Annotated in this window: 26 protein-coding genes; 12 read left to right on the top strand and 14 right to left on the bottom strand. The window is 71.1% G+C overall.

Translation table 11 applies throughout. The features are described 5' to 3' along the window. The first annotated feature begins 59 nt into the window (after nucleotides 1-59). From MBA17_RS01140 to MBA17_RS01130, 3 genes are all read left to right on the top strand, one after another. On the top strand, nucleotides 60-1,331 hold the full coding sequence (locus MBA17_RS01140; RefSeq protein ID WP_455432665.1) for a (Fe-S)-binding protein: 1,272 nt from the start codon (nucleotides 60-62) through the stop codon (nucleotides 1,329-1,331). Between the two features lie 5 nt (nucleotides 1,332-1,336). Beyond that, nucleotides 1,337-2,071, top strand: coding sequence for an IclR family transcriptional regulator (locus MBA17_RS01135; protein ID WP_455432691.1), 735 nt, complete (start codon nucleotides 1,337-1,339; stop codon nucleotides 2,069-2,071). A 65-nt stretch (nucleotides 2,072-2,136) separates the two neighbouring features. Then, the gene (locus MBA17_RS01130; protein WP_238494304.1) at nucleotides 2,137-2,367 is read left to right on the top strand and encodes a DUF2277 domain-containing protein; all 231 of its coding nucleotides are present in this window, start codon (nucleotides 2,137-2,139) and stop codon (nucleotides 2,365-2,367) included. Here MBA17_RS01130 and MBA17_RS01125 read toward each other — a convergent pair. The 3 genes from MBA17_RS01125 to MBA17_RS01115 all read right to left on the bottom strand — a co-directional run bounded on the left by MBA17_RS01125 (nucleotide 2,345) and on the right by MBA17_RS01115 (nucleotide 5,177). Then, entirely contained in the window at nucleotides 2,345-3,286 is a 942-nt protein-coding gene (locus tag MBA17_RS01125; RefSeq protein WP_238494303.1) for an SPFH domain-containing protein, read from the bottom strand. The genes MBA17_RS01130 and MBA17_RS01125 overlap by 23 nt on opposite strands. 266 nt (nucleotides 3,287-3,552) lie before the next feature. Then, on the bottom strand, nucleotides 3,553-4,350 hold the full coding sequence (locus MBA17_RS01120) for an SAM-dependent methyltransferase (protein WP_238494302.1): 798 nt from the start codon (nucleotides 4,348-4,350) through the stop codon (nucleotides 3,553-3,555). Between the two features lie 341 nt (nucleotides 4,351-4,691). Beyond that, nucleotides 4,692-5,177, bottom strand: coding sequence for a hypothetical protein (locus MBA17_RS01115; RefSeq protein WP_238494301.1), 486 nt, complete (start codon nucleotides 5,175-5,177; stop codon nucleotides 4,692-4,694). Between the two features lie 93 nt (nucleotides 5,178-5,270). Here MBA17_RS01115 and MBA17_RS01110 point away from each other — a divergent pair, with 93 nt between their 5' ends. The 3 genes from MBA17_RS01110 to MBA17_RS01100 are packed head-to-tail and all read left to right on the top strand — an operon-like array spanning nucleotide 5,271 to nucleotide 7,662. Continuing rightward, nucleotides 5,271-5,960, top strand: a complete 690-nt coding sequence (locus tag MBA17_RS01110) for a response regulator transcription factor (protein ID WP_238494300.1) — start codon at nucleotides 5,271-5,273, stop codon at nucleotides 5,958-5,960. 31 nt (nucleotides 5,961-5,991) lie between these two features. Further along, nucleotides 5,992-7,260, top strand: coding sequence for a sensor histidine kinase (locus MBA17_RS01105; protein WP_238494299.1), 1,269 nt, complete (start codon nucleotides 5,992-5,994; stop codon nucleotides 7,258-7,260). 36 nt (nucleotides 7,261-7,296) lie between these two features. Continuing rightward, nucleotides 7,297-7,662 carry a PepSY domain-containing protein gene (locus MBA17_RS01100; RefSeq protein WP_238494298.1) on the top strand — a complete coding sequence of 122 codons (366 nt, stop codon included), beginning with the start codon at nucleotides 7,297-7,299 and terminating at the stop codon, nucleotides 7,660-7,662. A gap of 10 nt (nucleotides 7,663-7,672) precedes the next feature. On the opposite strand, the gene MBA17_RS01095 is transcribed toward MBA17_RS01100, so the two are convergent. From MBA17_RS01095 to MBA17_RS01060, 8 genes are all read right to left on the bottom strand, one after another. Continuing rightward, a complete protein-coding gene (locus MBA17_RS01095; RefSeq protein WP_238494297.1) occupies nucleotides 7,673-8,365 on the bottom strand; it encodes an HNH endonuclease family protein in 693 nt (230 codons plus the stop codon). Between the two features lie 131 nt (nucleotides 8,366-8,496). After that, nucleotides 8,497-10,779 carry a tetratricopeptide repeat protein gene (locus MBA17_RS01090; RefSeq protein ID WP_238494296.1) on the bottom strand — a complete coding sequence of 761 codons (2,283 nt, stop codon included), beginning with the start codon at nucleotides 10,777-10,779 and terminating at the stop codon, nucleotides 8,497-8,499. A gap of 42 nt (nucleotides 10,780-10,821) precedes the next feature. Further along, nucleotides 10,822-11,571, bottom strand: a complete 750-nt coding sequence (locus MBA17_RS01085; protein WP_238494295.1) for an SCO6745 family protein — start codon at nucleotides 11,569-11,571, stop codon at nucleotides 10,822-10,824. Between the two features lie 39 nt (nucleotides 11,572-11,610). Beyond that, a complete protein-coding gene (gene dapF / locus MBA17_RS01080) occupies nucleotides 11,611-12,420 on the bottom strand; it encodes a diaminopimelate epimerase (RefSeq protein WP_238494294.1) in 810 nt (269 codons plus the stop codon). Continuing rightward, on the bottom strand, nucleotides 12,378-13,322 hold the full coding sequence (gene miaA / locus MBA17_RS01075) for a tRNA (adenosine(37)-N6)-dimethylallyltransferase MiaA (protein ID WP_238494293.1): 945 nt from the start codon (nucleotides 13,320-13,322) through the stop codon (nucleotides 12,378-12,380). The genes dapF and miaA overlap by 43 nt, the downstream gene beginning before the upstream one ends. Before the next feature lie 33 nt (nucleotides 13,323-13,355). Continuing rightward, a complete protein-coding gene (locus MBA17_RS01070; RefSeq protein WP_238494292.1) occupies nucleotides 13,356-13,886 on the bottom strand; it encodes a methylated-DNA--[protein]-cysteine S-methyltransferase in 531 nt (176 codons plus the stop codon). 165 nt (nucleotides 13,887-14,051) lie between these two features. Continuing rightward, on the bottom strand, nucleotides 14,052-14,456 hold the full coding sequence (locus MBA17_RS01065; RefSeq protein WP_238494291.1) for a DnaJ family domain-containing protein: 405 nt from the start codon (nucleotides 14,454-14,456) through the stop codon (nucleotides 14,052-14,054). A 143-nt stretch (nucleotides 14,457-14,599) separates the two neighbouring features. Then, on the bottom strand, nucleotides 14,600-14,755 hold the full coding sequence (locus MBA17_RS01060; RefSeq protein WP_238494290.1) for a hypothetical protein: 156 nt from the start codon (nucleotides 14,753-14,755) through the stop codon (nucleotides 14,600-14,602). On the opposite strand from MBA17_RS01060, the gene MBA17_RS01055 reads away from it, so the two are divergent. Continuing rightward, nucleotides 14,754-15,401: an O-methyltransferase gene (locus MBA17_RS01055; protein WP_238494289.1), complete on the top strand. Its 648-nt coding sequence runs from the start codon at nucleotides 14,754-14,756 to the stop codon at nucleotides 15,399-15,401. The two genes, MBA17_RS01060 and MBA17_RS01055, sit on opposite strands and share 2 nt — an antisense overlap. A gap of 309 nt (nucleotides 15,402-15,710) precedes the next feature. Here MBA17_RS01055 and lpdA read toward each other — a convergent pair whose 3' ends face one another. From lpdA to miaB, 3 genes are all read right to left on the bottom strand, one after another. Continuing rightward, nucleotides 15,711-17,111 carry a dihydrolipoyl dehydrogenase gene (lpdA, locus tag MBA17_RS01050; RefSeq protein ID WP_274384764.1) on the bottom strand — a complete coding sequence of 467 codons (1,401 nt, stop codon included), beginning with the start codon at nucleotides 17,109-17,111 and terminating at the stop codon, nucleotides 15,711-15,713. A gap of 9 nt (nucleotides 17,112-17,120) precedes the next feature. Then, the gene (locus MBA17_RS01045) at nucleotides 17,121-17,858 is read right to left on the bottom strand and encodes a class III extradiol dioxygenase subunit B-like domain-containing protein (protein ID WP_238494288.1); all 738 of its coding nucleotides are present in this window, start codon (nucleotides 17,856-17,858) and stop codon (nucleotides 17,121-17,123) included. Nucleotides 17,859-18,741: 883 nt separating this feature from the next. After that, nucleotides 18,742-20,223 (bottom strand): tRNA (N6-isopentenyl adenosine(37)-C2)-methylthiotransferase MiaB, encoded by a 1,482-nt coding sequence (miaB, locus tag MBA17_RS01040; RefSeq protein ID WP_238494287.1) that lies wholly within the window; start codon nucleotides 20,221-20,223, stop codon nucleotides 18,742-18,744. Nucleotides 20,224-20,366: 143 nt separating this feature from the next. Between miaB and MBA17_RS01035 the strand changes: the two genes are divergently transcribed. From MBA17_RS01035 to MBA17_RS01015, 5 genes are all read left to right on the top strand, one after another. Then, entirely contained in the window at nucleotides 20,367-21,122 is a 756-nt protein-coding gene (locus MBA17_RS01035) for an amino acid ABC transporter ATP-binding protein (protein ID WP_238494286.1), read from the top strand. Nucleotides 21,123-21,166: 44 nt separating this feature from the next. Then, on the top strand, nucleotides 21,167-22,048 hold the full coding sequence (locus MBA17_RS01030; protein WP_238494285.1) for a glutamate ABC transporter substrate-binding protein: 882 nt from the start codon (nucleotides 21,167-21,169) through the stop codon (nucleotides 22,046-22,048). Nucleotides 22,049-22,123: 75 nt separating this feature from the next. Continuing rightward, on the top strand, nucleotides 22,124-22,792 hold the full coding sequence (locus tag MBA17_RS01025; protein WP_238494284.1) for an amino acid ABC transporter permease: 669 nt from the start codon (nucleotides 22,124-22,126) through the stop codon (nucleotides 22,790-22,792). Beyond that, on the top strand, nucleotides 22,789-23,697 hold the full coding sequence (locus tag MBA17_RS01020; protein WP_238494283.1) for an amino acid ABC transporter permease: 909 nt from the start codon (nucleotides 22,789-22,791) through the stop codon (nucleotides 23,695-23,697). The genes MBA17_RS01025 and MBA17_RS01020 overlap by 4 nt, the downstream gene beginning before the upstream one ends. 144 nt (nucleotides 23,698-23,841) lie before the next feature. Continuing rightward, nucleotides 23,842-25,872, top strand: a complete 2,031-nt coding sequence (locus MBA17_RS01015; RefSeq protein ID WP_238494282.1) for a S9 family peptidase — start codon at nucleotides 23,842-23,844, stop codon at nucleotides 25,870-25,872. Nucleotides 25,873-25,914 lie beyond the last annotated feature (42 nt).

Here is a 25,914-nt window from a genome sequence, read left to right as displayed (position 1 = left end):
CCGGGCCGGGTGCGGTCGGCCGGGTGCGGTCGGCCGGGTGAACAGAGGAGGAGATGGGTGTGGATCCGGAACTGATCAAGGATTGCGTGCATTGCGGGTTCTGCCTGCCCACCTGTCCCACGTACGTGCTCTGGGGGGAGGAGATGGACTCGCCCCGGGGCCGGATCCACCTGATGAAGCAGCACGTGGAGGGGACGCCGATCACCCCGGAGATGGCGGGGCACTTCGACGCGTGCCTGGGGTGCATGGCGTGTGTGACCGCGTGTCCCTCGGGGGTGCGGTACGACCGGCTGATCGAGCAGACGCGGGCCGAGGTCGAGCGGGAGCACGTGCGCGAGCCCGACGACCGGGCGTTGCGGGCCGCGGTGTTCGCGTTGTTCCCCTATCCGCGGCGGTTGCGTGCGCTGCGGTGGCCGTTGCGGCTCAGCACGGGGCTGCGGGAGCGGATCGCGCCACGGCTGGCCAAGGTGAACCCGTCGCTGGCGGCGATGGCCGACCTCGCTCCCCCGGCCACCAGACGGGTTCGCCTGCCCCGGCGGATCCAGGCCAGGGGCACCCGGCGCGCGGTCGCGGGGATGCTCACGGGGTGCGTGCAGGGCGAGTTCTTCCCGCAGGTCAACGCGGCCACGGCACGGGTACTCGCGATGGAGGGCTGCGAGGTGGTCATCCCGCCGGGCCAGGGCTGTTGCGGCGCGCTCTCGTTGCACTCGGGGCAGGAGGCGCAGGCGCTCAGGTTCGCCAAGCGGACGATCCGGACCTTCGAGCGGGCCGGGGTCGACACGATCGTGGTCAACGCGGCGGGATGCGGGTCCACCATGAAGGAGTACGCCGAGGTGCTGGCCGGGGAGCCGGAGTGGGCGGCCAGGGCGAAGGCGATCAGGACCGTCGACGTGGCGGAGTTCCTGGCCGAGCTGGGACCGGCCGCCGAGCGGCACCCGTTGCCCCTGCGGGTCGCCTATCACGACGCCTGCCACCTCGCACACGCCCAGGGGGTCCGGCGGCAGCCTCGTGACCTGCTCGGCGGGATCCCGGGGATCGAGGTGCGGGAGATCGCGGAGTCCTCGATCTGCTGCGGCTCCGCCGGAACGTATAACCTGTTCCAGCCCGAGGCCGCCAGGGAGCTGGGTGACCGGAAGGCGGAGCGGGTGCTCCAGACCGGGGCCGAGCTGCTGGTGTCGGCGAATCCCGGGTGCACGATGCAGATCACCTCGTCGCTGCGCCGCCAGGGAATGGACGAGATCCCGGTCGCGCACACGGTCGAGGTCCTCGACGCCGCCCTGCGAGGGCTGCCGCCGAGCGCGCTCACGGGGGGACGGAGGACGAGAGCTTGAGCGGTGTGCAGAGCGTCGACCGGGCGCTGGACGTCCTGGAGGCGCTGGCCGAGCGGGGCGGCGAGGCGGGCATCTCGGAGCTGGCCGCCCGGACCGGCCTGCCGTACGGGACGATTCACCGGCTGCTGCGGACGCTGCTGGCGCGTGGCTACGTGCGTCAGGAGTCCGACCGGCGGTACGCGCTGGGCGGGGCGGTCGTGCGGCTGGGCGAGGTGGCCGAGCGCCTGGTCGGGGTGTGGGCGCGGCCCTACCTCGCCCGGATGGTCGAGCTGTCGGGGGAGACGGCGAACCTGGCGGTGCTGGAGGGCGACTTCATCGTGTACGTGGCGCAGGTGCCGTCGCCGCGGCGGTTGCGGATGTTCGCGGAGGTGGGGCGGCGGGTGCTGCCGCACAGTACGGCGGTGGGCAAGGTGCTGCTGGCCGACCGGCCCGACCGGGAGGTGATCTCGCTGATCGAGCGCACCGGCATGCCGCGCCGTACGGCCAACACGATCACCGCGCACGCGGACATGCTGGGCGCGCTGACCCTGGTGCGCGACCGGGGGTACGCGCTCGACCTGGGTGAGGAGGAGCTGGGCGTGCACTGCCTGGCGGTGCCGGTCCACGACGGGGCGCGCGTGGTGGCCGCCATGTCGGTCTCCGGGCCCGCCGATCGGATCGACGCGCTCGACCGTGAGGAACTCGCGCGCGGCATGCGCACGATCGCCGCCGACTTCGGGGCCGAACTCGCTCCGCGGTAGCCCCCGCGGGCCGGTTCAGCATGATGGCGGTCCATCCAGGTGTCCCGGCGGGCCAAAATGGAGGTATGTGCCGAAGCATCAAGACCCTGCGCCCGCCCTTCACCGACGTCGTCAGCGAGGAGGACGTGCGCGCCGCCGCCCTGCAGTACGTCCGGAAGATCTCCGGGTTCCGGGCGCCGGCCGCGCACAACGCCGAGGCGTTCGAGCGGGCGGTGGCCGCCGTGACGGAGGCCACCGCCGACCTGCTCGGCTCGATCCAGGTCAGGGGAGCGGCTACCCGCGGCCCCGCGGCGTGATGTTGATGTTGCCGTTCTGCGGCACGGGGATGACCTCCACCTTCCCGTCCTGAATCGCCTTCCACAGGATCGCGCCCTGCGGGCCGAGCACGCCCACCAGGTCCTTGATGGACTCCAGCTCGGTGCGCACCTTGGCGTTGCGCTGCGTCTGCGCGACGTTCTCCGCCTTGGCGGCCTGCTCGGAGGCGAGCGCGTCCACCAGCGACTTCGGCGGCTCGGGCTTCTGAATCGTCAGCGCGACGTCACCGCAGTCGCCTGAGCCCGAGTAGTTCTGGTTGCAGAAGTAGTCGCCGCCCGAGGTCTCCTTGATGAACTGGCGGGCGAGCTGGCCGACCCGCGTCTCCCACTGCTGCTTGACGGCGGGGTCGTTGAACAGCTTGCGCCACTCGAACTCCTGTGAGGCGGCGTCCATCGCACGGTCGAGCGGCTGCTTGAAGTAGAAGTTGAGCATCCGGTTCCAGCCCGGGGACTCATCGTCGTCGTTGTAGGCGCGGTACTTCAGGCCGATCTTCTCGTGGAACTGCTGGAGCGTCTTGCAGGAGGTGTTCAGCGTGAACGTGGCCGATCCGGCGACCGACATCTCCACGTTGTCCTTGGAGACGATCCGGATCGGCTTCGACTCCGCGTCGCCGGTCCCGGAGAAGTCGAAGGTCCGCTGGCCGTACGGGTAGGAGTAGGAGGTGTCTCCCGGGCCGAGCAGCGTGGCTCCGCTGGAGGGGTTGATGCACCGTTCGAACTTGATCGCCTCGAACGTGCCGCCCGCGTAGTGCAGCAGCACCTCGTCCGGCTGGGTGCTGACCCGGGAGCATCCGCTCAGCATGATGCCGAGCACCACCACCGCGGCCACCGCCGCGACCAGCCACTTGATCAACCTCCCCCGCCCACTGCTTACGGTGTCGTTGGTTTTACGCGTGTTCATCCCGCCCCATCCTTCTTTGTACGGCCCGGCGGATCACGGTACTGGAGTTACCGGAGTTACCGGAGTTCAACACCGTACGGCGGGGCGACGAGGACCAGGCACCCGCCCTCAGGGTCCACCGGCGGCGGAGCCGAAGCCGGGGCGGGGATATCCGATGACGGTCACCGCCACGGCGGGTTCGTCGCGACGGTTCACCCGCACCATTTCCGACCGACGACCGCCACCGGCCACGGCGGCTCGGCCGGGCTTCCTCTCACGCCTCCGGCTCAGGGCCGGCGGGCCACGCCCGCCAGGACGCCGCCGCCGGTCGGGACCTCCAGGGAGGGGGTGTCGTCGGGACGCCAGTCCCAGGCGGCGACCAGGCCCGGCTCGACCAGGGGAAGGCCGCCGAACAGGGCGAGGACCTCGGCGGCGGATCGGTCCACGGCCGGAGAGGTGGCCCGGCTGTAGACCGCCTGGAGCTCGGCGGCCTCGTCGTCGCCGGTCCGCGTGTTCCGCACCCCGTGGGTCAGCACGAACATCCCTCCGGAGGGCAGCGCGTCCCGCATCGGCCGCACCGCCTCGTGGGCGCCGGGGACGAAGTGCAGGATCGCCACGAACAACACGGCGAACGGCCGGGAGAGATCGATCAGCTCCCGCAGCAGCGGACTCCCCAGGATCTCGGCGGGCTTGCAGGCGTCGGCCTCGACCGTGACCACGCTCCCCTCCCGCTCCAGCAGCGCCCGGCTGTGCGCGGTCACGATGGGGTCGTTGTCGACGTAGGCGACGCGCGCGCCGGCGTTCACCGACTGGGCGATCTCATGGGTGTTGCCCTGGGTGGGGATGCCGGTCCCGATGTCGATGAACTGGTCGATCCCCTGCTCGGCGCAGTAACGCACGGCACGGTGCAGGAAGGCGCGGTTCTGCCGGGCGAGCAGCCGCGCCTCGGGCATGATCTCCAGGATCCGCTCCGCCGCCGTGCGGTCGGCGGCGAAGTTGTCCTTGCCGCCCAGCAGGTGATCGTATATGCGGGCGGTACTGGGAATGCTGGGGTCGATCCCCCGTGGCGCCGGTCCCATCACCATGGTGACCTCCTCCCGTGGGAACGATCCTAATGATCGTCCGAGTCGCCCGGAAGCGATTGCGACAAGCGCGGCGGGATGTGCGCCGAATGGCAGGGAGCCGGTATGGCGGGGGCTGCGGAGAAGGATGTGAAGGGTGCGAGGGTCCTCGCGAGAGGATTTCCTGATCGGAAACCGTGACGGAGGACGCGGCGGACCACCGTGGGACAGGGGGTGCGATAGAAGCCCGCCTTCGAGCCGGAGATCACCTTCCCGGATGGGCACGGCGTGGTGGTCGACGCCGCCGAGTCTCGGTGGGCGGCCTGGTCGCCTCCACCGCGCGGCTCAAGGTGCCGGCGGCGGTTTCAGTCGCGGTTGAGGGTGTGCACCGGCCGGCCTCGGGGGTCGCACCGCACTTCGACCTTGATCTCGTCGTGCTCCGTCTCGAACTCGACCCGGGCCCGCTCCGCCGGACCCCGTTCCACGTCGTCCACCTCGAACCCCTGGGCCGGGGTCCACGACCGCAGCGTGACCTGCCCCGCCTCGCATCGCGCGACCACGGTCCCGCCCGCCGTGTCGATCACCTGGGTGACCTGCGGCTTCGGCGGGGCGGACGGCGACACGCTGGACGGCGCCGGGGTCGCCGGGCCGGAGCTGGGAACCGGGGCCGACGGGCCGGGGCCGGCGACCGGGGTCGAGAGCGCCTGCCGTACCTCGGCGGCGGACAGCACCTGGCCGGTCGGGCCGGCCAGCCCGCCGCCGACGAACCCGACGACGGCGACGCCCGCGCCCGTCGCGGCCGCCGCGGCGGCGAACCACCCGGCGACGGCCAGCATGTGTCGCTTCTTCACTCCCGCACCCTCCCCCATCGCAGGATAACCGCCGGTTAAGAGGACGATAACGAGCTACTGCGGCACGTACGGGGGAGGCTACGGTGGAGGCAAATGGCGAACCTCCTGCTGGTAGAAGACGACGTGACGATCCGCATCGCGCTCACCAAGGGGCTGCGCGAGCGGGGACACGCCGTCTCCTCCGCCTCCACCGCGCTCGACGGCCTGCGCGGGACCGTCGACGACCGTCCCGACCTGGTCGTGCTCGATCTCGGCCTGCCCGATCTCGACGGCCTTGAGATGTTGCGCATGCTCAGGGCGGTCAGCCAGGTCCCGGTGATCGTGGCCACCGCACGGGACGGCGACCCGGCGATGGTGGGAGCGCTCGACGCGGGGGCCGACGACTACGTGGTCAAGCCGTTCACCGCGGCCCAGCTCGACGCCCGGATCCGCGCGGTGCTGCGCCGTTCGGGCGACAGCCGCGCCGACGACTCCGTCACGGTGGGCACGCTGCGCCTCGACCCCCGCAGCCGCGAGGCCACCCTGGACGGCGCTCCGCTCGATCTCACCCCCCGCGAGTTCGATCTCCTGCACTACCTCGCGGCCCGCCCCGGCGAGGTGATCGGCAAACGCGAACTGCTCACCCAGGTATGGCAGATCCCGTACGGCGGCGCGGACAAGACCGTGGACGTCCACCTCTCCTGGCTCCGCCGCAAACTCGGCGAGACCGCCCAGTCCCCTCGCTACCTCTTCACGGTCAGGGGCGTCGGCGTCAAGCTGGCTCCCCCGCCGGCCGGTTCGTGAACGTGCCGCCGCGTCCCGCCGGGAGGCGACCGTGAGGCGATGGCTGGCCGTGCTGGTCGCGGCGACGACCTCGCTGGTGCTGATCGCGTTGCTGGTGCCGCTGGCGTTGCTGGTGAGCGCGGTGGCCGAGAGCGGCGCGGTCGCCCGGGCCACCGGGGAGGCCGAGTCGGTCGCCATCGCGGTGGCCACGGTGGACCGGGAGACGCTGGCCCTGACGGTGCAACAGGCCGCCGAGTCGAGCGGGCACCCGATCACGGTCTTCCTGCCCGACGGCGGATCCGTCGGCTCCCCCGCCACCCGTTCACCGGCGGTCACCCTGGCGACGACGCGCGGGCGCAGCCTGGCGGCGGAGGCTCCCGGCGGCAGGGAGATCCTCGTCGCCGTGCAGGGGCCGCCCGGCGGCACCAGCGTGGTGCGCACCTTCCTCACCGACGCGGACCTCGCGTACGGAGTGCGCGAGACCTGGCTCGGCATGCTGCTGCTCGGCCTGGTGCTGATCGGTGTGGGCATCGTGGTCGCCGACCGGCTGGCGCAGGCCGTCATCCGCCCGATGACGGCGACCGCCAGGGTCGCGCACCGGCTCGCCGCCGGCGACCTGTCGGCCCGCGCGGTGCCGGGCGGGCCGCCCGAGGCCAAGGCCGCCGCGCTCGCGCTGAACCGGCTGGCCGGGAGGATCGGCGAGTTGCTCGCCGAGGAGCGTGAGAACGTCGCCGACCTGTCCCACCGGCTGCGCACCCCGCTGACCGGGCTACGGCTCGACGCCGAGGCGCTGCGCGACCCCGAGGAGTCCGCCCGGATCGGCGCCCGCGCCGACGACCTGGAACGCGCGGTCACCTGGGTGATCACCGAAGCACGGCACCGGTCGAGCGAGCGGGGGCACTGCGACGCGGCGGCGGTGGTGGCGGAGCGCGTGACGTTCTGGTCGGCCCTCGCCGAGGACCAGGAACGCACCACCACGGCGGACCTCCATCCGGGGCCACTGCCGGTGGCGGTGGGCGCGGCGGAGCTGGCCGCGTGCGTGGACGCGCTGCTCGGCAACGTCTTCGCGCACACCCCGGAGGGCACCAACCTGTCCGTACGGCTCGCGCCGGGCGTGCTCCTGGAGATCACCGATGAGGGCGGCGGCTTCCCCGCCGACCGTCTGGAACGCGGCAGGAGCGGCGCCGGATCCACCGGGCTGGGGCTGGACATCGCCCGCCGTACCGCCGAGTCGGCCGGAGGCACGCTGACGCTCGGCCGGGGCCCGGCCGGCGGCGCCCGGGTCACGGTCACCCTTAGCCCGCGGTTAACGATCGCCTAGCGCGCCGCTATCGGGGGCGGGTGCACCCTTGCGGGCATGAGAACACACAGCAGGGCCGTCCTCGCCGGAGCCGGAGCCGCCGCGGTGCTCGCGGCCGGCGTACTCACCGCCGGCGCGGTCGGCGCGGCCAGCTCCCCGTCCGCCACCCCCACCGCCTCCTCCTCTGCCACCACCGCCGCGAATGCCACCGCCGCCGCGAACCGGCAGATCAGCTGCAAGACGGCTGTCAAGATCGCCAAGAGGAAGGCGCCGGGCGCCCGGGTGACCGACGTGGAACGCGAGTGGGAGCACGGCCGGCGCGTCTGCAAGGTCGAGCTGCAGAAGGGCCGCTGGGAGTACGACGTCTACGTGTCCATCGCCGACGGCAAGATCGTGAAGTTCAAGAAGGAGTACGACGACTGATCGGACGGCGCTACTTCTCGCAGGTGGCGAGGATCGACTCCATCTTCTCCTTCTCGGCCTGCGTCACCCAGAGGGTGTACTTGACCTTCACGTCGATCTGACGGGCGACGTAGGCGCAGCGGTAACCGGTGCGCGGCGGCAACCACGTCGCCGCGTCACCGGCGCCCTTCTGGCTGTTCAGGGGGCCGTCGACGGCCAGCAGGTTGAGGGGGTCGTTGGCCAGCTCCTTGCGCTCGACGGCGCTCAGCTGCTGGGCGCCCTTCTGCCACGCGTCGGCGAGGGCGACCACGTGGTCGATCTGCACCTTCATGCTGGTGCTCTGGCCGCGCTCGAAGTCGATCGTCTTGCCCGAGTAGGGGTCGTCGAGGGTACCGGTGAGGATCACGCAGTCCGTGCCGTCCTTGAACGTCTCCTTGGAGAGGTCGCGTTTGAGGATGTCGTTGCGCGTGTCGCAGCCGTTGCGATCGACGTCGGACCACGCCGGGCCGAACTCGTCGCGGTCGAATCCGGTCTTCGGGGCCCGACCCTTGACCTCCAGCTTCGCCAGCTCTTCACGCGCCTCGCCGACATCGACGGACTTCCCGGCGTCGTCTCCGCTCCCGTTGACGCCGTCCGCCGTCTCCAGATCTCCGCACCCCGCGAGCATCGCCACCGCCAGCGTGCCCACAGCGATCATCCGGCCGCGCACCGTCACTTTTGCCACCCCAAGGTCAAGTTTGTGCAAACCCTAGGTATAGCAACTACCCGCAAACGGTGCGTTTCAGGGGTAACAAAACCGCTCCCGGCTCTGCGACGAGCCGGGAGCGGGCCGATCAGAGGCGGCTCAGCGGCGGGTCAGAGGCCGTACTCCTTGACGATGCGCTCGTGCCGCTCGACCTCGACGTCGACCTCACGGGCCAGGTCGAGCCAGGCCAGGGGGTGCACCCAGCGCTCGGTGGCGTCGTCGAGCAGCGCGTCGACCTCGACCGGGCTGACATCGGGCGGGACCGCGACCCAGCCGAACACGCCCGGCAGGTTCTCGCCGCTGGTCGGGTGGGTCACCGTGTAGTTCTCGTCGCTGTAGACCCACATCGGCCAACCCCGCTCGGCCAGCACCTCGTTGAACTCGGCCCAGTCGTGCTCGCCGGGCGCGGCGCCGTCGAAGAACCAGCTTGAGTAATTGCCGGAACGGAGCATCTGCACCGCCGCGAACGGCGGCACGAATCCCTCCTGCTCGGCCGGGTCATCGGGGACCGGCTCGAGGAGTTGCGGGTCGAAGACGATGAGGTCGCCCGCGTTGTACTCCATGCCGGGGGGCTGCGGGATGGCCAGACGGGCGGTGGCCGGTCCGGTGCGGACGCTGAGCACCTGGCGCTGGCTGCCGTCGGGGGCGGGCAGGATGACCCGGATCAGGCCCATCTCCTGCTCGATCGGCCCCTCGGTGCCCTCCACCGGCATGCCGATCTTGGCCACGCCCGCCCTGACGGTCTCCCAGTCCTCCGCGCAGGACGCCAGGACGATCATCCGCCATACGTCCTCGTCTTCGAGGCCGTCATCGCCCAGGACCTCTCGCAGGACCTTGGCGCCCTTCTCGTTCTCGTCGAGCTGCTGGGCGGCTCCGGCCAGGAAGCGTCGGGCGTCGAGGCCCGCCCCGGCGGCGAGCGCCAGCTCGGACTCCGCGAGGGTCTCGGCCCAGCGCTCGCGGGCGCGGTGCAGCCGGGCCAGGCTCATGTGCCGCTGGGCGTCGGGAAGCTGGGCCGCCATCTGCTCCAGCCGCTCGTCCTGCCGGGCCTCGATGAGGAGCCCCGCGAGGTAGGCGACGTCGTCGTCCTCGGCCGTGGCGAGCCTGCCGCCGTCGATGAGCATGGTCCAGTAGACGTCGGCGCCACGTGCCGGGTAGCCGAGGAAGCCGAGGGTCGTCGTGTGCCTGCGGGTCGCCTCCAGGTCGGTGCCCGACAGCGGCGCGAGCCACTCCACCCAGCGCTCGGGGTCGGCGTTGAACCCGTCGGCGGCGTCGAACAGGCCGACCCGCTCCTCAAGCGGGCCCGGCGCCTCCAGCGGCGTGGCGGCCTCGGCGGCGGCCCGGAGCGCGGCGATCCGCTCGGGGAGGCCCGTGGTGTCCTTGAGCTCCGCGAGGCCGGTCTCGGCGAGGTCGGCGAGGAACCTGGCCTGCCAGATGCCCTGGCGGGCGACCGCCAGATCACCGGCGACCAGGGCGAGCTCGACCCTGGCCCGATAGCCGCCCATCATCGCGAAGTAGTCGATCCACTGGCGGAGCACGCGGCCGAGCTGCCAGCTGTTGGCGATCTTGTCGGATCCGGCGAGCAGGTGCACGGTACGCGCCCACTCGACGAACGAACGCGGGTGGTCGCCGACCACGTCGAGATCGGGCAGCTCCTCGACCGCCTCCGCCGTACGGCCGAGCGTGCCGAGGACGAGCGCGCGCACCACGCCCTCGCGGTGCGGCTTGGCCACCGGGTCGTCGGCCTTGAAGCCGGTGCCCGCGTCGAGCGCGGCCAGCGCGTCGTCGGCCCGCCCGGTGGTGAGCAGCGCGCGGGCGGAGGTGGCGGCCAGCTCCCAGCTCGACTCACCGCCGGCCGCGCCGAGCCGCTCGACGGCGGACTCCGCGTAGGCGACCGCCTCCTCGGCCCGGCCCGCGTCGAGCAGCGCCGCGACGTACTGCGTCGTGAGGCCGCAGAAGGCGGGCGCCTGCGGCTCCACACCGCTCAGCGCCGCCCCCAGCAGGGCCAGACGGTCGGCTGCGTAACCCGGCCCGTCGGCGTTGGCCTGCGCCACCGCGAGCGCCTCCACGGCCGCGAGGGCCGAGGGGCATTCACGAACGTCTTCGCGCTCGGCGAACGTCGCGAGCTCCTGTGCGTCGCCCAGCGCGACCGCGCCTTGAGCGCGGTCGCCGATCCGGCCGAGCAGGTGCCAGTAGCGGGCGTAGAACTCCAGCCAGGGCAGCTCCATGGTCTCCGCCTGGCTCGCGATGGCCGGCGCCACCACGTCGAGCTGCGGATAGCGGCCCTCGTACGCCTGCGCGGGCAGATCGCCCAGCGCGATGGCAAGCCCGGCGTTTCCGGCTTGGTTTAGCTGCCGCTGGGTGTCGCCGACCCAGGCCCAGATGTCCACGTCCATGGGCAGCCAGTCTGCCAGGTCGGCGGGCCTCCCCCAAACGCTTCAGCCGCCGCGCGCCCGCCCGAGCAACTCGATCAGCTCGTCGGACTGCTCGGCCGTCAGGGCCGCGAACGCCGGTGCGACGAGCTCGTCGGTGAGCCGCTCCGCCCGGGCGCGGCGCTCCGCCACCGCCGCGGGCGGCTCGGTGTACGGCTCTGGCCAGGCCAGGAAACGGGCCGCGGCGACGCCGGTTCCGACCGGGCCGCCGCTTCCCGTCTCGGCGAGCGTCGCCTCCAGCGGAGCGAGCCCGCAGGCCCGTACGGCCAGCCCGTGCAGCCCGCCGCGCAGTTCCCTGGCGACGTGCAGCAGATGCGCCAGCCGGGCGGGCGCGTCGTCCGGCAGCGGCAGCGCGCGCCACCCGGCGAACAGCGGCGCACCGAGCACGTCGGCCCCGCTGACCACGGGCTCCAGCAGTTCGGCCGCCCTGCCCGCCGCGGCGAACCCGGCCAGCCTGCGTCGTCCCCAGTCGTGGCAGGCGCCCGCGTAGAGATCGGCCGCCTTGTCGGCGGGCAGCGCCCTGCCGCCCTCCCAGCTCTCACGCACGTGCTGGGCGGGGAAGAAGTAGGTGGCGGCCAGGACGACGTCCGCGTCGACCTCGCCGAGCACGCCGCAGCGACCGCGGAAGTACATCGCGCGCGGGGCCAGCCCGGTCTGTTCGCACAGCGCCTTGACCTCGCGGGAGATCATGAAACCGCCGCCGAGGGCGCTGATCGGTTCCTTGACGGCCAGCGCCGTCTCAAGTGGGTCAGCCATGATCCCAGCATCGCCCGACAGAACAAGATTCTGCAAGTCTCAGGGCAGCAGGAACTCTCCCGAGGCGACCAGCACCGCCGGTCCGGCCAGATAGGTCGTGTCCTTCTCGAGGGTGACCGTGAGGGTGCCGCCGAGGACCTCCACGGTCCAGGTGCCCAGGCTCTCCCCGGCCAGGTGCGCCGCCGCGACGACCGACGCGACCGCCCCCGTGCCGCACGAGCGGGTCTCCCCCGAGCCGCGCTCGAACACGCGCATCACCACGCGTCTCGGCCCCACCACGTTGATCAGCTCGATGTTGACCCCCGCCGGGAAGTCGGACGTGTCGAACCCCGGCTGGTGGGTCAGGTCGAGCTGGGCGACCGGCTCGCCGATCAGGCAGGCCAGATGCGGGTTGCCCATGTCGACGCACAGCCCGGTGTAGTCGTGCCCGGCCACGCTCGTACGGCTCTCGCCGAGCAGCGTCGGCGGGCCCATCTCGACCGAGACGTCGCCCTCCCGCTCCAGCCGCACCCGCTTGACGCCGCCACGGGTCGCCACCGGCAGCTCGCCCGGCGCGGCCAGACCGGCGTCGACCAGGTAGCGGGCGAAGACACGCGCCCCGTTGCCGCACATCTCGGCCATGCTGCCGTCGGCGTTGCGGTAGTCCATGAACCACTCCGCCTCCCCCGCCAGCGCGGCCACCTCGGGAGCCAGCTTGGTGCGCACCACGTGCAGCACGCCGTCGGCGCCCAGCCCCGTGCGCCTGTCACAGACGGTGGCCACCAGCGCGGCGGACACCTCCAGCTCGTTGTCCGGATCGGGGAGGATCACGAAGTCGTTCTCGGTGCCGTGCCCCTTGAGAAACCGCATTCGACTAGCTTATCGAGCGCCCGGTCAAGAAGATCCGGGGCATCCTGGGGAAGCCAGTGGACCCGTGGATCACGGCGGAACCACGACTCCTGGCGGCGAGCGAACCGCCTGGTGGCGCGGATGGTCTCCGCCTTGGCCTCCGCCTCGCTCCACTCTCCCGACAGGTGCCGCAGCACCTGGGCGTACCCGAGCGCGCGGCTGGCCGTACGGCCCCGCGGGAGACCCCGGGCGGTCAGCGCGCGGACCTCCTCGACCAGCCCGGCCTCCCACATGCGCTCCACCCGCAGCGCGATGCGCTCGTCCAGCACCGGGCGGGGGACCTGGACGCCGAGCTGGACACTGTCGTAGACCGCGTCGTAGGAGGGCATCGTCGCGGAGAAGGGACGCCCGGACAGCTCGATCACCTCCAGGGCGCGCACGATGCGGCGGCCGTTGCTGGGCAGGATCGCGGCGGCGGCGACCGGGTCGAGCCCGGCCAGCCGCCCGTGCAGCGGTCCGGGCCCGGATCCGGCCAGCTCCTCCTCCAGGCGGGTGCGGATCGCCGCGTCGGTGCCGGGGAACTCCAGGTCGTCGAGCGCGGCCCGGACGTACAGCCCCGACCCGCCGACCAGGATCGGCACGGTGTCCTCGGCGAGGAGCCGATCGAGCAGGGAACGCGCCATCCGCTGGTATTCGGCGGCGCTGGCCGTCTCGGTCACGTCCCAGATGCCCAGAAGATGATGGGTCACCCCGCGCATCTCCGGCACGGTGAGTTTGGCGGTTCCGACGTCCATCCCCCGGTACAGCTGCATGGAGTCGGCGTTGAGCACGTCGCCCCCGAGCCGGAGGGCCAGGTCCACGGCCAGGTCGGACTTTCCGGCCGCGGTCGGACCCACTACGGCGATGACTGGTTGCTTTCCCACCTGACCAAGTCTGTCAACAACCTGGAGGACGCCTCACATCTCCCAGTCGAGCGCCGGCTGCAGATATCCCTCCAGGGTCAGCAGCCACCGCTTCGACTCCACCCCGGCGCCACCGCTGAACCCGCCCAGCCCGCTGCCCGCCACCACCCGGTGACACGGAACCACGATCGGTATCGGGTTGGATCCCATGATCGATCCGATCGCCCGCGCGGGAACACCCGTACCGCTCAGCTCGGCCAGCTCCCCGTACGTCACCGCCCTGCCGTACGGCACGCGCTCGTACAGGGTTCCCAGCACCTTGCGCTGGACCTTCGACACCAGCCGCCAGTCGAGCGGCGCCTCGAACGCCTTCAGCCCGCCGTCGAAGTAGGCGGCCAGCTCGGCCATGACCCCGGCGGTGCGATCGGGGTCCTGGGCCTCGGCCAGCCCGAGCCGCTCCCTGATCCGCTCGCGCCATCCGGGCGTGTCACTGAAATGGAGGGCCGCCAGCCCGTCCTCGGTGACGGCCACCAGCACCCGCCCCACCGGCGACGGCACGCCGCCGAAGGCCACCGTTCTCACCATGCCACCCGTGTCCCCTCGCGAACCAGTCGTCCTCGGTGCCTACCGCCACCGTAGATCCTGCTTTGGGATGGTGTGTTCGACCCCGGGTCGGGGGCATGCTCATTTCCGGACGCCCCGACCGCGACGAGACGGCCACCGTCTACGGGCGCCGCGCGTGCTGCCCGGTCAGGGCTCCCGGCCTTCGCGCCACCGCCGCACGACGTCGTCCACGTCGAAGGGCATCAGGTTGAGCGGGGGCCCCGAGGCGGCCTTCCGGATCGCCTCGACGATCTTCTCGTTGATGTCCGCCACGATCTGCCGCACCTCACCCTCGGAGCGCGCCCGCGCCGCCGCGACGAGCGCCTCCTCCGCCTCCTTGCGCAGGGCGAGCGTCCGGGGCAGGGGGAAGGACAGGTTCTCCTCCCGCAGCTTCTGCTTGACCCACCACAGCTCGTCGTACGGCTTGCCCGCGCCGGGGATGGGCTTGCCCGCGCCCGGCAGATCGTCGAACGCGCCGCGTTCCATCGCCTCGCGGATCTGCGCGTCGACGAACGACTCGAAGCTGACGCCGGGTGGTTTGCGCTCTGTCATGGGCCGTCCTCCGCTGTCCGGAAGTGTCTCCGGCTCAGGAGTGACCGGCGCGGGGGATCACGCGACGCGCCTCGGCACCTCGTTCGGCCGGTTACGGCACATCGTACTCACCGATCATCTCGCGCCTCCCGACGGCCGGCGGATCATCCGGTGGCCCTGTCCTGGAAGTGATCGCCGCGCCGGCCGTACTCGGTCGTACTCGGTCGCACGAGCCTGCCGCGAGCCGAGCCGGAGATGGCGCAGAATGGCGTCAGGGGCACCTCGTCCGGTGGGCCCTGCCGCTGCGAACGGAGCTTCATGGACATCATCCACCCCCAGGTGAGCGACTACCTGCTCGACAACTGCACACCCGCCGACGAGGTGCTGCGTGACCTCGCCGCCGAGACCCGCAAGGCCCTCCCCGACCAGGCGCCCATGCAGATCTCCCAGGACGAGGGCGCCTTCCTCACCATGCTGGTCCAGCTGGTCGGCGCACGCCAGGCGGTCGAGGTCGGCGTCTTCACCGGCTACTCCGCGATCTGCATCGCCAGAGGGCTCCCTGCGGACGGCCGCCTCATCGCCTGCGACGTGAGCGAGGAATGGACCTCCGTCGCCCGCCGCTACTGGGACCGCGCCGATCTCACCGACCGGATCGACCTGCGCATCGCCCCGGCCGCCGAGACCCTCCGGGCGCTCCCCGCCGACCCGGTCATCGACTTCGCCTTCATCGACGCGGACAAGGTCAACTACCTCGTCTACTACGAGGAGCTGGTCCCCCGGCTCCGGCCCGGCGGCCTGATCGTCCTCGACAACGTGCTGCGCGAGGGACGGGTGCTCGACCTCACGTTCGACGAGGCTCCCGATGTGGCCATGCGTCAGCTGAACGCGGCCGTGGTCAACGACGACCGTGTCGACTCGGTGATGCTCCCCGTGCGCGACGGCGTCACCCTCGCCCGCAAGCGGTGACCCCGCGAGACGGGTCCGGGCGTAAGCGGTGACCCGCAGCGCGGGTCCAGGCGTAAGCGGTGACTCCGCAGGGCGGGTCCAGGCATGGGTGATCGCGCGAGACGGGTCCGGGCGTGAACGGTGACCCCGCAGGGCGGGTCCGGGCGTGCGACCGGTGTGAGGCCGGGTGTCGAACCAGCGGGGACGGCCGGCGGTCGAGGCGTCGCGGCGCCCGGCCGGCCGCGCCCGCGTGGCGTCCACCCCGCGGACCGCGGGCGACGGCGGCGGGGGCGCCGGGGTGGCTCCGCCGTACAGGTGTGCGGGGCCGGGTCACATGTTGATCATGTGGCCGGCGAGCCCGTGGACCGCCTCCTTGACGGCCTCGCCCAGCGTCGGGTGGGCGTGCACGTTGCGGGCGACCTCGTGGACGGTGAGGTCCCACTGCTGCGCCAGGGTCAGCTCGGGCAGCAGTTCGGTGACCTCGGGGCCGATGAGATGGGCGCCGAGGATCTCGCCGTACCGGGCATCGCTGATGATCTTGACGAAGCCGTTCGGGTCGCCGAGGCCGTGGGCCTTCCCGTTGGCGGTGTAGGGGAACTTCACCACCTTCACGTCGAAGCCCTGATCCCGGGCCTGCGCCTCGGTCCACCCGAAGCTCGCGATCTGCGGCTGGCAGTACGTCGCCCGCGGGATCATCACATAGTCGAGCTCCATGGTCTCGGCGTCCGCGATCGTCTCGGCGGCGATGATCCCCATCGACTCGGCGGCGTGCGCGAGCATCAGCTTCGCGGTCACGTCTCCGATCGCGAAGATGTGCGGCACGCTGGTACGGCACCGGCCGTCGACCTCGATGGCGCCACGCTCGGTGAGCGCGACCCCGGTCTTCTCCAGACCGTATCCCTCCACCCGCGGCTGGAAGCCGATGGCCTGCAGGACCTTGTCGGTCTCCAGCGTCTGCCGCTCCTCCCCCTTCGCCACGGTGACGCGGACCTTGCCGCCGGCGTCGTCGATCGACTCCACCCGCGTCGAGGTGAGCACCTCGATGCCCAGCCGCCGGTACCGTTTGGCCAGCTCGGCGGAGACCTCGGCGTCCTCCAGCGGCACGATGCGATCGAGGAACTCCACGATCGTCACCTTCACGCCGTAGCTGTTGAGCACGTAGGCGAACTCGACGCCGATCGCGCCCGCCCCCGCGATGACGATGCTCTTGGGGAGGTCGTCACTGAGGATCTGCTCCTCGTAGGTCACCACCCGCTCGGAAAGGGCGGTGCCGGGCAGCAGCTTGGTGGTGGTGCCCGCGGCGATGATGCAGTGGTCGAAGGTCAGCGTCTCGGTGCCGCCGTCGGCGCGGTCCACCCGCAAGGTGGTGGCGTCGGTGAAGGAGCCGCGGCCGTCGTACTCGGTGATGTCGTTCTTCTTCATCAGGAAGTGGACGCCCTTGACCCGCCCGTCGGCCACCTTGCGGCTGCGCTTGAACGCCTCGCCGTAGTCGAAGGTGACCTGTCCCTCCACGCGGATGCCGAACGTCTTGGCCTCGTGCGTGAACAGATGGGCCAGTTCGGCGTTACGCAGCAGCGCCTTGGAGGGGATGCAGCCCACGTTGAGGCACACCCCACCCCAGTAACGCTCCTCGACGACCGCCGTCCGCAGGCCCAGCTGCGCGGCTCGCACCGCGGCGGTGTACCCGCCGGGCCCCGCGCCGAGGACCACCACGTCGTAGTGAGTGCTCATGATCAGACATTATTCTCCCTCACCGGCGGAAACGTCATCCGGGTCCGCCCGGCGCGTCCAGGACGCCACGAAGTAGCCCACGCCGTACGGCGCGGCGTAGCTGAGCCTTCGTTCCCCGAACCGGCTCCCCCGCGCCGCGGCGGCGAGCACCTGGAACGCAGCCCTGCCGCCGAACCACAGCTCAGCGGCCTCCTCCGGGTCCAGCCCCGCCAGCCTGGCGAGGTCGGCACGCTCCAGCGCGCCGGCGACGTCCTGGTCGTACGGCTGGGCGCGCGGGTCCAGGTAGCCGGGTGACTTCTCGGTCAGGCAGGCCGAACCGTCGCCCATGACCAGCAGGGCGACCCGTCCGGCGGACGCGGCGAGCCGTCCTCCCAGCTCCGCGCACGCGTCGGGGGCGGCGTCGAAGGCGACCGCGTGGTAACCCGCGGCCGGCCCGGCGCCCGCGCTGTCGATCAGCCACCGCGCCACGGTGAGCGACAGGGGCAGCACCGGCTCGCCCTCGCCCACCCGGACGTCGGCGCCCCAGGGGGCGAGCGACCCGGCCGCGTCACCGGGATACGCCCAGCAGGGACCGTCGTCACGCGAAGGGGGCGCGCCGCCCACCACGACCAGGGTCCCGGCGCCCTTCAGCCCGCGCACGGCCGCCGCGCACGCCGACCTCAGCTCGTCGAGCTCGGGCGCGGCCGATCCCGCCAGCTCGGGCACGATCAGCGGAGGATGCGGGCACACGGCGGCAGCGACGATCACTCCGCCACGCTATCCCGGCTCTCCGGTGAACGGGTCGTGCCCCACCGGCCACCAGGGTGAACGCCGATCTCCGTCACTGCTCGGAAACCGTGCCGGAAATCCAGGGAGCGCCACTTCGGCCGGCTCCCCGGCGGGCCATTCGACGTGTGCGGACCCATCGGATCGGCCCGTCGAAGATCGGACGTGCCCCGGCATGCGTGACAACTTGCTGTCGTCGGGGTGAAACCACCACGGCTTCCGCGGGTGCTGGACCACACTGGCCGCAGTAACGAAATCGACGCACACCGATCACAAAGGAATCACGACTTGTCGTCTATTCCACCGGATTCTCCACGTCATCGGCGACCACTACTGGCCCTGGGAGGCGTCCTCGCCGTCCTCGGTACGGCCGGCATCGGCGTCGTGCTGGCCATTTCCGCCACTCCCGACCTGCCACCGGGCAATCCACCGGGAATCGCGCCACAGCCCCGTCCGGCCCTGCCCGCGAGCGATTCCGGGGCCCCGGCCGAGCTTTCGGCTCCCATCGTCGAACTGCCCAGCTCGGGCGTGCGCACCCCGTCCGCTCGCGTCCCCTCCGCCGGTCACCCGAAAAGGATCTCCAGCCCCCGGGAGAACCGCGACGGCCACCCGAAGGGCAGACGCCAGGCGCCGAGGCCGCCGCGTCCCGCCGCCCCGCAGCCGGAGAAGGCTCGGCCACCGGCGCCCGTCAAACGCCCCGAACCCCGGCCCGAACCCCAGCCGATGCCCCGGCCCGTACCAAGACCGGAGCCTAGGCCGGAACCACGGAACCCCCGTCCCGACCCCTGCGCGACCTTCGACAACCCGCGCCGCGCCTACTGCTACGAACTGCTCAAACGCTGGCCCCCCCGGTGAGCGCGCCGGGTCAGCCGCAGGCGGGACCGGCGGGGATGGCGGGCGGGCGGCCGATCGTGGGCATGCCGAGGAGCACTCCCGAAGAGGCGGGAGCGGCCTGACGGGCGGCCCAGGCGTCGCCGGCGCGGGTCCGGCGCAGGGCGTGCGGCGGGCCGTCGGCGACCAGGTGGTGCGGGGCCGCGTAGGTGACCTCGGTGCGCACCGTGTCGCCCGGCCTCGGGATCTCGTCGCCCGGGGCGAAGTGGACGAGCCGGTTGTCGGGGGCACGGCCGGACAGCCGGCGGGTGGCGTCGTCCTTGCGCCCCTCCCCCTCGGCGACCAGCACCTCCAGCACCCTGCCGACCTGCTTCTTGTTCTCCGCCCAGGAGATCTCCTCCTGCAGCGCGACGAGCCGCTCGTAACGCTCCTGGACGACCTCCTTCGGCACCTGGTCCGCCATGGTCGCGGCGGGGGTGCCGGGGCGGATGGAGTACTGGAAGGTGAAGGCGTTGGCGAAGCGCGACCGCCGGACCACGTCGAGCGTGCCCTGGAAGTCTTCCTCGGTCTCGCCGGGGAAGCCCACGATGATGTCGGTGGAGATCGCGGCGTCGGGCATGGCGGCGCGGACCCGCTCGATGATGCCGAGGTAGCGGTCGGCGCGGTAGGACCGGCGCATGGCCTTCAGCACGCGGTCGGAGCCCGACTGCAGGGGCATGTGGAGCTGGTGCATGACGTTGGGCGTCTCGGCCATGGCGGCGATCACGTCGTCGGTGAACGCGGCCGGATGCGGCGAGGTGAACCTGACCCGTTCCAGGCCGTCGACCGAGCCGCAGGAGCGCAGCAGTTTGCCGAAGGCCAGCTTGTCGCCGAACTCGACGCCGTAGGTGTTGACGTTCTGCCCCAGCAGGGTGATCTCCAGCACGCCCTGGTCGACGAGGGTGCGGACCTCGTTGAGGACGTCGCCGGGACGCCGGTCCTTCTCCTTGCCGCGCAGCGCGGGCACGATGCAGAAGGTGCAGGTGTTGTTGCAGCCGACCGAGATCGACACCCACGCGGCGTAGGCGGACTCGCGCTTGGTCGGCAGCGTGCTCGGGAAGACCTCCAGCGACTCCTTGAGCTCGACCTGCGCCTCGCCCTGGATCCTGGCCCGTTCGAGCAGCACCGGCAGCGAGCCGATGTTGTGGGTGCCGAACACCACGTCGACCCAGGGCGCCTTGCGGACGATCTCGCCCTGGTCCTTCTGGGCCAGGCAGCCGCCCACCGCGATCTGCATGCGCGGGTTGCTCATCTTGGCCGGGCGCAGATGCCCGAGGTTGCCGTAGAGGCGGTTGTCCGCGTTCTCCCGCACGGCGCAGGTGTTGAACACGACCACGTCGGGGGCCTCGCCGTCGCCCGGCCTGACATATCCGGCGTCTTCGAGCAGGCCGGACAGCCGTTCGGAGTCGTGCACGTTCATCTGGCACCCGTACGTGCGGACCTCGTAGGTGCGGGCGCTCTCCTGGGTCACAGTCATGGCCCTCCCAGGATAGGCGCGCGACGGCCCCACCTCGTACGGCATGCCCGATCAAGGCCGGACCACCGGCGTGAGCGGGCCGTGACCGGATCGGTACCCCACGGTTAGTGACGGGTGCCCATTAACGCATAACCTTGGGCGGCATGACGGAGAACGGGGACGCGACTCCACTCGTCAGGCTGGAAGACGTCAACAAGCACTTCGGCAATCTGCACGTGCTGAAGGACATCCAATTGACCGTCGACCGGGGCGAGGTGCTGGTGGTCATCGGGCCATCCGGCGGCGGAAAGTCGACGTTGTGCAGGACCATAAACCGGTTGGAGACCATCGACAGCGGCACCATCGTCTTCGACGGGGAGCCGCTCCCCGCCGAGGGGAAGGCACTGGCCCGGCTACGGTCCGAGGTCGGCATGGTGTTCCAGTCCTTCAACCTCTTCGCGCACAAGACGATCCTGGAGAACGTCACACTGGGGCCGATCAAGGTGCGTGGCAAGGCCAGGGCGGACGCGGAACGGCGCGGAATGGAGCTCCTCGAACGGGTGGGGATCGCCACCCAGGCGGAGAAGTATCCCGCGCAGCTCTCGGGCGGCCAGCAGCAGCGCACCGCGATCGCGCGCGCGCTGGCCATGGACCCCAAAATGATCCTGTTCGACGAGCCCACCTCCGCGCTGGACCCCGAGATGGTCCAGGAGGTGCTCGACGTGATGGTCGGCCTGGCCAGAGACGGCATGACTATGGTCGTGGTCACGCACGAGATGGGATTCGCCCGTCGAGCGGCGAACCGGGTGGTCTTCATGGCCGACGGCCAGATCGTCGAGGAGAACACACCAGAGGAGTTCTTCACCAACGCCCGGACGGATCGGGCCAAGGACTTCCTTTCCAAGATCCTTACGCACTGAGCCCGCGGGCGCGGCTCCACCTGTAGGAAGAAGAGGTAACGGACATGCGGGTACGACGTTTCAGTGTGGTGCTGGCCGCCGCCGGCGCGCTCACCCTGGGCCTGACGGCCTGTGGTGGCGGGGACGGCGGCACGACGGCCAAGCCTGGGGACAGCTCCCTGGTCAGCAAGGCCAAGAACACCAAGCGAGTGGTCATCGGCACCAAGTGGGACCAGCCGGGCCTGGGCCTGAACACCGGCGGCAGCGCGCCCGAGGGCTTCGACGTCGACGTCGCCACGTACATCGCCAAGGAACTGGCGGGCGACCCCAACGTGCAGATCGAATGGAAGGAGACGAAGTCGGACAACCGCGAGCCGTTCCTGGAGAACGGCACGGTCGACATCGTCTTCGCCAGCTACTCCATCACCGAGGAGCGCAAGGCCAAGGTCACCTTCGGCGGGCCGTACATCGTCGCCCACCAGGACACCATGGTGCGCGCCGACGACACCGGCATCGCCAAGGCCAAGGACCTGGCCGGCAAGCGCATCTGCCAGGCTTCGGGCTCCAACTCCTACAAGCGGATCACCGACCCGCCGCCGGACGGCGAGCTCGACCTCGACGCCAAGCTCGTCGGCGCGAACAGCTACTCCGAGTGCGTCCAGAAGCTCACCGGAAACAACCTGGACGCGGTCACCACCGACGACCTCATCCTGGCCGGTTTCGCCGGGCAGAGCGGCAAGTTCAAGATCCTCGGCGACCCGTTCACCGATGAGAAGTACGGCGTCGGCCTGAAGAAGGGCGACACCAAGACCTGCGAGGCGGTCAACGCGGCCATCACCAAGATGTACACCGACGGCACCGCGAAGACCCTGCTGGACAAGTGGTTCGGCAAGGCGGAGGGGCTGACCCTGCCCACCGAGGCGCCCCCGGCCGAGGGTTGCGCGTAGTCCTGAGCACACCGCAGCGGCCGGTGACCTGGCCTCCGGGTCACCGGCCGCTGCCGTCACCGTGGCTGGAGCACGATGGATGAACTGATCGAATACGGCCCCTACCTCTGGGAGGGCTTCCAGGTCAATCTGGGCCTCTCCGCGGTATGCGCGGTCCTGTCGCTGGTCCTCGGCACGATCCTGGTGTCCATGCGGGTCTCCCCGACACCGGTCCTACGGGCGGCGGGCACCGCTTACGTCAACATCGTGCGCAACACCCCCCTGACCCTGATCCTGGCGTTCTCCGCGCTCGGCCTCAGTGACCAGATCGGGCTCGTATTCTCCGAGGAGCCGAGCACCAACGGCTTCTGGCTGGTCGTGATGGGACTGTCCGCCTACACCGCGTGCTTCGTCTGCGAGGCGCTGCGTTCCGGCATCAACACCGTGCCGTTCGGGCAGGCCGAGGCGGCTCGGGCCATCGGCCTGACCTTCTCTCAGTCCCTAAGGATGATCATTCTTCCGCAGGCGTTCCGGGCGGTCATCTCCCCGCTGGGCAGCGTGATGATCGCGATGATCAAGAACACCACGGTCGCGATCGCGGCCGGTTACCTCGCCGACGTGGCGTTCAAGATGAAGGACACCTTCGACACCACCGGCGTATCGATCCCGATCTTCATCGGGATCGCCCTCGCCTTCATGGCGGTGATCCTGCCGATCGGCCTGTTCACCGGCTGGCTGGCCAAGCGCCTGGCGGTGGCCCGATGAGCTCGCAAGCGACCCTCCTCTTCGACGCGCCGGGCCCCCGCGCACGGCTGCGCAACCACGCGCTCACCGTCCTGGCGCTGGTCGCCCTGCTGGCGATCGCCTGGTTCATCTACGTCAGGTTCGACGAGAAGGACCAGTGGGCGCCCGAGATCTGGCAGCCCTTCATCGAGGCGAGGACCTGGACCGGCTTCATCCTCCCCGGCCTGATCGGCACCCTGAAGGCCGCCGCGCTCGCCGCGGTCTTCGCGTTGCTGTTCGGCGCGGTCTTCGGCCTGGCCCGGCTCTCCGACCATCGGTGGGTCCGCGTCCCCGCGGGTGTCGTCGTGGAGTTCTTCCGCGCGATCCCGCTGCTGCTGTTGATCTTCTTCATCTTCTACCTGCTGCCGAGCCTGCTCGGCGGCGGCGACTACATCCTGTTCGCGCTGGTGGCGGGCCTCACCCTGTACAACGGGTCGGTGCTGGCCGAGGTGGTCAGGGCCGGAGTGCTCTCCGTGCCCAGAGGGCAGTCGGAGGCCGCCTACGCCATCGGGCTGCGCAAGACCGGCGTGATGGTGCGCATCCTGCTTCCCCAGGCCGTCACGGCGATGCTGCCGGCCATCATCGCCCAGCTCGTGGTCCTGCTCAAGGACACCGCGCTCGGCTTCATCGTCTCCTACGTCGACCTGCTCAGCATGGGCTTCAGAATCATCCCGCCGAACTTCCCCGGTGCCCTGATCCCCGCCGCCATCGTCATCGGCATCATCTACATCGGGCTCAACATGCTGCTGAGCGCCTTCGCGCAGTGGCTGGAGAAGCGCAGCCGGCGCAGCCGCAAGAGCTCCGCCCGTCCGATCGCCCCGCCGAGCGCCATCCCGTCGCTCGGGCCGGGAGCCGGTCCTCCCAGCGACGTCGTCACCCTCAAATAGCGCTCCCGACGGGCGGTCACCGGTTCCGGTGGCCGCCCGTCGGCATGACTGGGAGTGATCGGGAAACCGTACTAACCTCATGTTCGACGCAGGATGAACGCATAATCGACTACGCGCGGCAGCTTTTTGGGGCAGGATTCGGCTATGTCCCCCGAGCACCCGTCGACCCGCCCCGTCGTGCCGTACGCTGCCTGGCCCTCACCGATCTCGACCGCGCACGTCGCCCGCGCGGGTGTGCGCCTCGGTTTCCCCACGGTCCTGGGCGAGGAGGTGTGGTGGACCGAGGACCGCCCCTCCGAGGGCGGCCGCACCACCATCGTGCACCGCACCGCGGGCGGAACCCATCACGAGCTGCTCGCCGCACCGTGGAGCGCCAGAACCCGGGTCCACGAGTACGGCGGGCTCGCCTATGTGGTCGTGCCCGGGGTGGGAGTGGTGTTCGCCAACCTGTCCGACCAACGGCTCTACCTGCTCCCGCCCGACGGCGAGCCGCGGGCGATCACCCCCGAGCCCGACCGGCCCGCCGGGGTGCGCTACGCCGACCTGCGCTTTCACGACGGTCAGATCTGGGCGGTCCAGGAGCAGCACCACGAAGACGGCAAGGTCGTCCGCGCCATCGTCTCGATCCCGCTGAGCGACACCGGCATCGCCCCCGGGAACGGGAACGGGAACGGGAACGGCTCAGACGCGGGGTCCGGGAACGGCTCCGAGGTGAGGTCCGATGCCGAAGCCGGATTCGAGAACGGATCCGCGACCGAGACCGGCCTGTCCTCCGGGTTCGCCGAGCCGCGCGAACGAGTGACGGGCAGTGACTTCTACGCCTTTCCCTCGATCTCGCCCGACGGGAAGCACCTCGCCTACATCTGCTGGAACCATCCCCGGCTTCCCTGGGACGGCACCGAGGTTCGCGTCACCCGGCTCAGCGACGGCACGTCCTGGACCGTCGGGGGCGGCGTCACCGAGTCGGTGATCGCCCCCACCTGGCGGGACGACCGCCACCTGTACGTGATCTCCGACCGATCCGGCTGGTGGAACCTCCACCGGATCGGCGTCTTCGACACCTCATCGCAGGCCCTCTGCCCCGCCGAGGAGGAGTTCGCCGGACCGCTCTGGCAGCTCGGCGACGCGCCGTACCAGGTGCTCGCCGACGGACGGCTCGCCGTCCTGCACGGCCGGGGTGACCTGCGGCTGAGCCTGCTCGACCCGGAGACCGGCACGCTCACCGCCCTGGACGTCCCCTACGACGGCTGGTACCCCTCCCTGGCCACGGACGGCCGAAGCCTCACCGGCTTCGCGTACGGCGCGGCCGTGGCCGGCTCCATCGTGCGCGTCGACACCGTGACCGGGCGGGCCGAGAGCCTGCACAGGGACGTCGACGACCTTCCCGACTCCGCCTATCTGCCCACGCCGCGCCGTGTCGAGATCGAAGGCCGCTTCGGCCGGCACGTCCACGCCACGCTGTACCCGCCCGCCAGCCCGGAGGCGGCGGGCGAGGGCCTCGCGCCGTACATCATCTTCGTCCACGGCGGCCCCACCGCCCACAGCCCGACCATCCTGGACCTGCAGAAGGCGTTCTTCACCAGCCGCGGCATCGGGGTGGCCGACGTCAACTACGGCGGCTCGACCGGCTACGGCAGGGCGTACCGCGAACTGCTGCGCGGCCAGTGGGGGATCGTCGACGTCGAGGACACCGTCGCCACCGCCGAATGGCTCGTCCAGGAGGGCCTGGCCGACCCGGCCCGGATCGCCATCCGCGGCGGCAGCGCCGGCGGCTGGACCGTGATGGCCGCCTGCGGCACGGGCGGCACCTTCGCGGGCGGCGTCTCCTACTACGGCGTCAGCGACCTGGCCCAGCTCAACGCCACCACCCACGACTTCGAGTCGCGTTACGTCGAGTGGCTCGTCGGCCCGCACGACCCCGTCCTGTACGGCTCCCGCGAGCCTCTCGGCCACGTCGACGACGTGAACTGCCCGATGCTCCTCATGCAGGGCCTCGACGACCCGGTCGTCCCGCCCCTCCAGTCCGAGGCCTACGCCACCGCCCTCGCCGAACGCGGCATCCCCTGCACCTACCTCACCTTCGAGGGCGAGTCGCACGGCTTCCGCCGCACCGAGACCCGCAGCGCCGCGCTGGCCGCCGAGCTGGCCTTCTATCACCAGATCTTCAGCACCTGACCCCTCCCCTACGACCCCCGCCCGTCAGGTGATGAGAAGCAG

The sequence above is a fragment of the Dolomitihabitans soli genome (assembly GCF_022213955.1).
Taxonomy (GTDB): Bacteria; Actinomycetota; Actinomycetes; order Streptosporangiales; family Streptosporangiaceae; genus Streptosporangium_A; species Streptosporangium_A soli.
The sequence above is the reverse complement of the archived record's forward strand: the minus strand, read 5'-3'. Positions and strand labels throughout refer to the sequence as shown.

Bases quoted from the DNA above. Each gene is read 5' to 3' on its own strand.
- MBA17_RS01015 (WP_238494282.1), top strand. From the start codon at position 23,842: ATGTCCCCCGAGCACCCGTCGACCCGCCCCGTCGTGCCGTACGCTGCC.
- MBA17_RS01090 (WP_238494296.1), bottom strand. From the start codon at position 10,779: ATGGACGTGGACATCTGGGCCTGGGTCGGCGACACCCAGCGGCAGCTA.
- MBA17_RS01120 (WP_238494302.1), bottom strand. From the start codon at position 4,350: ATGGTGATGGGACCGGCGCCACGGGGGATCGACCCCAGCATTCCCAGT.
- MBA17_RS01030 (WP_238494285.1), top strand. From the start codon at position 21,167: ATGCGGGTACGACGTTTCAGTGTGGTGCTGGCCGCCGCCGGCGCGCTC.
- MBA17_RS01100 (WP_238494298.1), top strand. From the start codon at position 7,297: ATGAGAACACACAGCAGGGCCGTCCTCGCCGGAGCCGGAGCCGCCGCG.
- dapF (WP_238494294.1), bottom strand. From the start codon at position 12,420: ATGCGGTTTCTCAAGGGGCACGGCACCGAGAACGACTTCGTGATCCTC.
- MBA17_RS01110 (WP_238494300.1), top strand. From the start codon at position 5,271: ATGGCGAACCTCCTGCTGGTAGAAGACGACGTGACGATCCGCATCGCG.
- MBA17_RS01065 (WP_238494291.1), bottom strand. From the start codon at position 14,456: ATGACAGAGCGCAAACCACCCGGCGTCAGCTTCGAGTCGTTCGTCGAC.
- MBA17_RS01070 (WP_238494292.1), bottom strand. From the start codon at position 13,886: ATGGTGAGAACGGTGGCCTTCGGCGGCGTGCCGTCGCCGGTGGGGCGG.
- miaB (WP_238494287.1), bottom strand. From the start codon at position 20,223: ATGACTGTGACCCAGGAGAGCGCCCGCACCTACGAGGTCCGCACGTAC.
- MBA17_RS01055 (WP_238494289.1), top strand. From the start codon at position 14,754: ATGGACATCATCCACCCCCAGGTGAGCGACTACCTGCTCGACAACTGC.
- lpdA (WP_274384764.1), bottom strand. From the start codon at position 17,111: ATGAGCACTCACTACGACGTGGTGGTCCTCGGCGCGGGGCCCGGCGGG.
- MBA17_RS01085 (WP_238494295.1), bottom strand. From the start codon at position 11,571: ATGGCTGACCCACTTGAGACGGCGCTGGCCGTCAAGGAACCGATCAGC.
- MBA17_RS01125 (WP_238494303.1), bottom strand. From the start codon at position 3,286: ATGAACACGCGTAAAACCAACGACACCGTAAGCAGTGGGCGGGGGAGG.
- MBA17_RS01035 (WP_238494286.1), top strand. From the start codon at position 20,367: ATGACGGAGAACGGGGACGCGACTCCACTCGTCAGGCTGGAAGACGTC.
- MBA17_RS01025 (WP_238494284.1), top strand. From the start codon at position 22,124: ATGGATGAACTGATCGAATACGGCCCCTACCTCTGGGAGGGCTTCCAG.
- MBA17_RS01130 (WP_238494304.1), top strand. From the start codon at position 2,137: ATGTGCCGAAGCATCAAGACCCTGCGCCCGCCCTTCACCGACGTCGTC.
- MBA17_RS01020 (WP_238494283.1), top strand. From the start codon at position 22,789: ATGAGCTCGCAAGCGACCCTCCTCTTCGACGCGCCGGGCCCCCGCGCA.
- MBA17_RS01060 (WP_238494290.1), bottom strand. From the start codon at position 14,755: ATGAAGCTCCGTTCGCAGCGGCAGGGCCCACCGGACGAGGTGCCCCTG.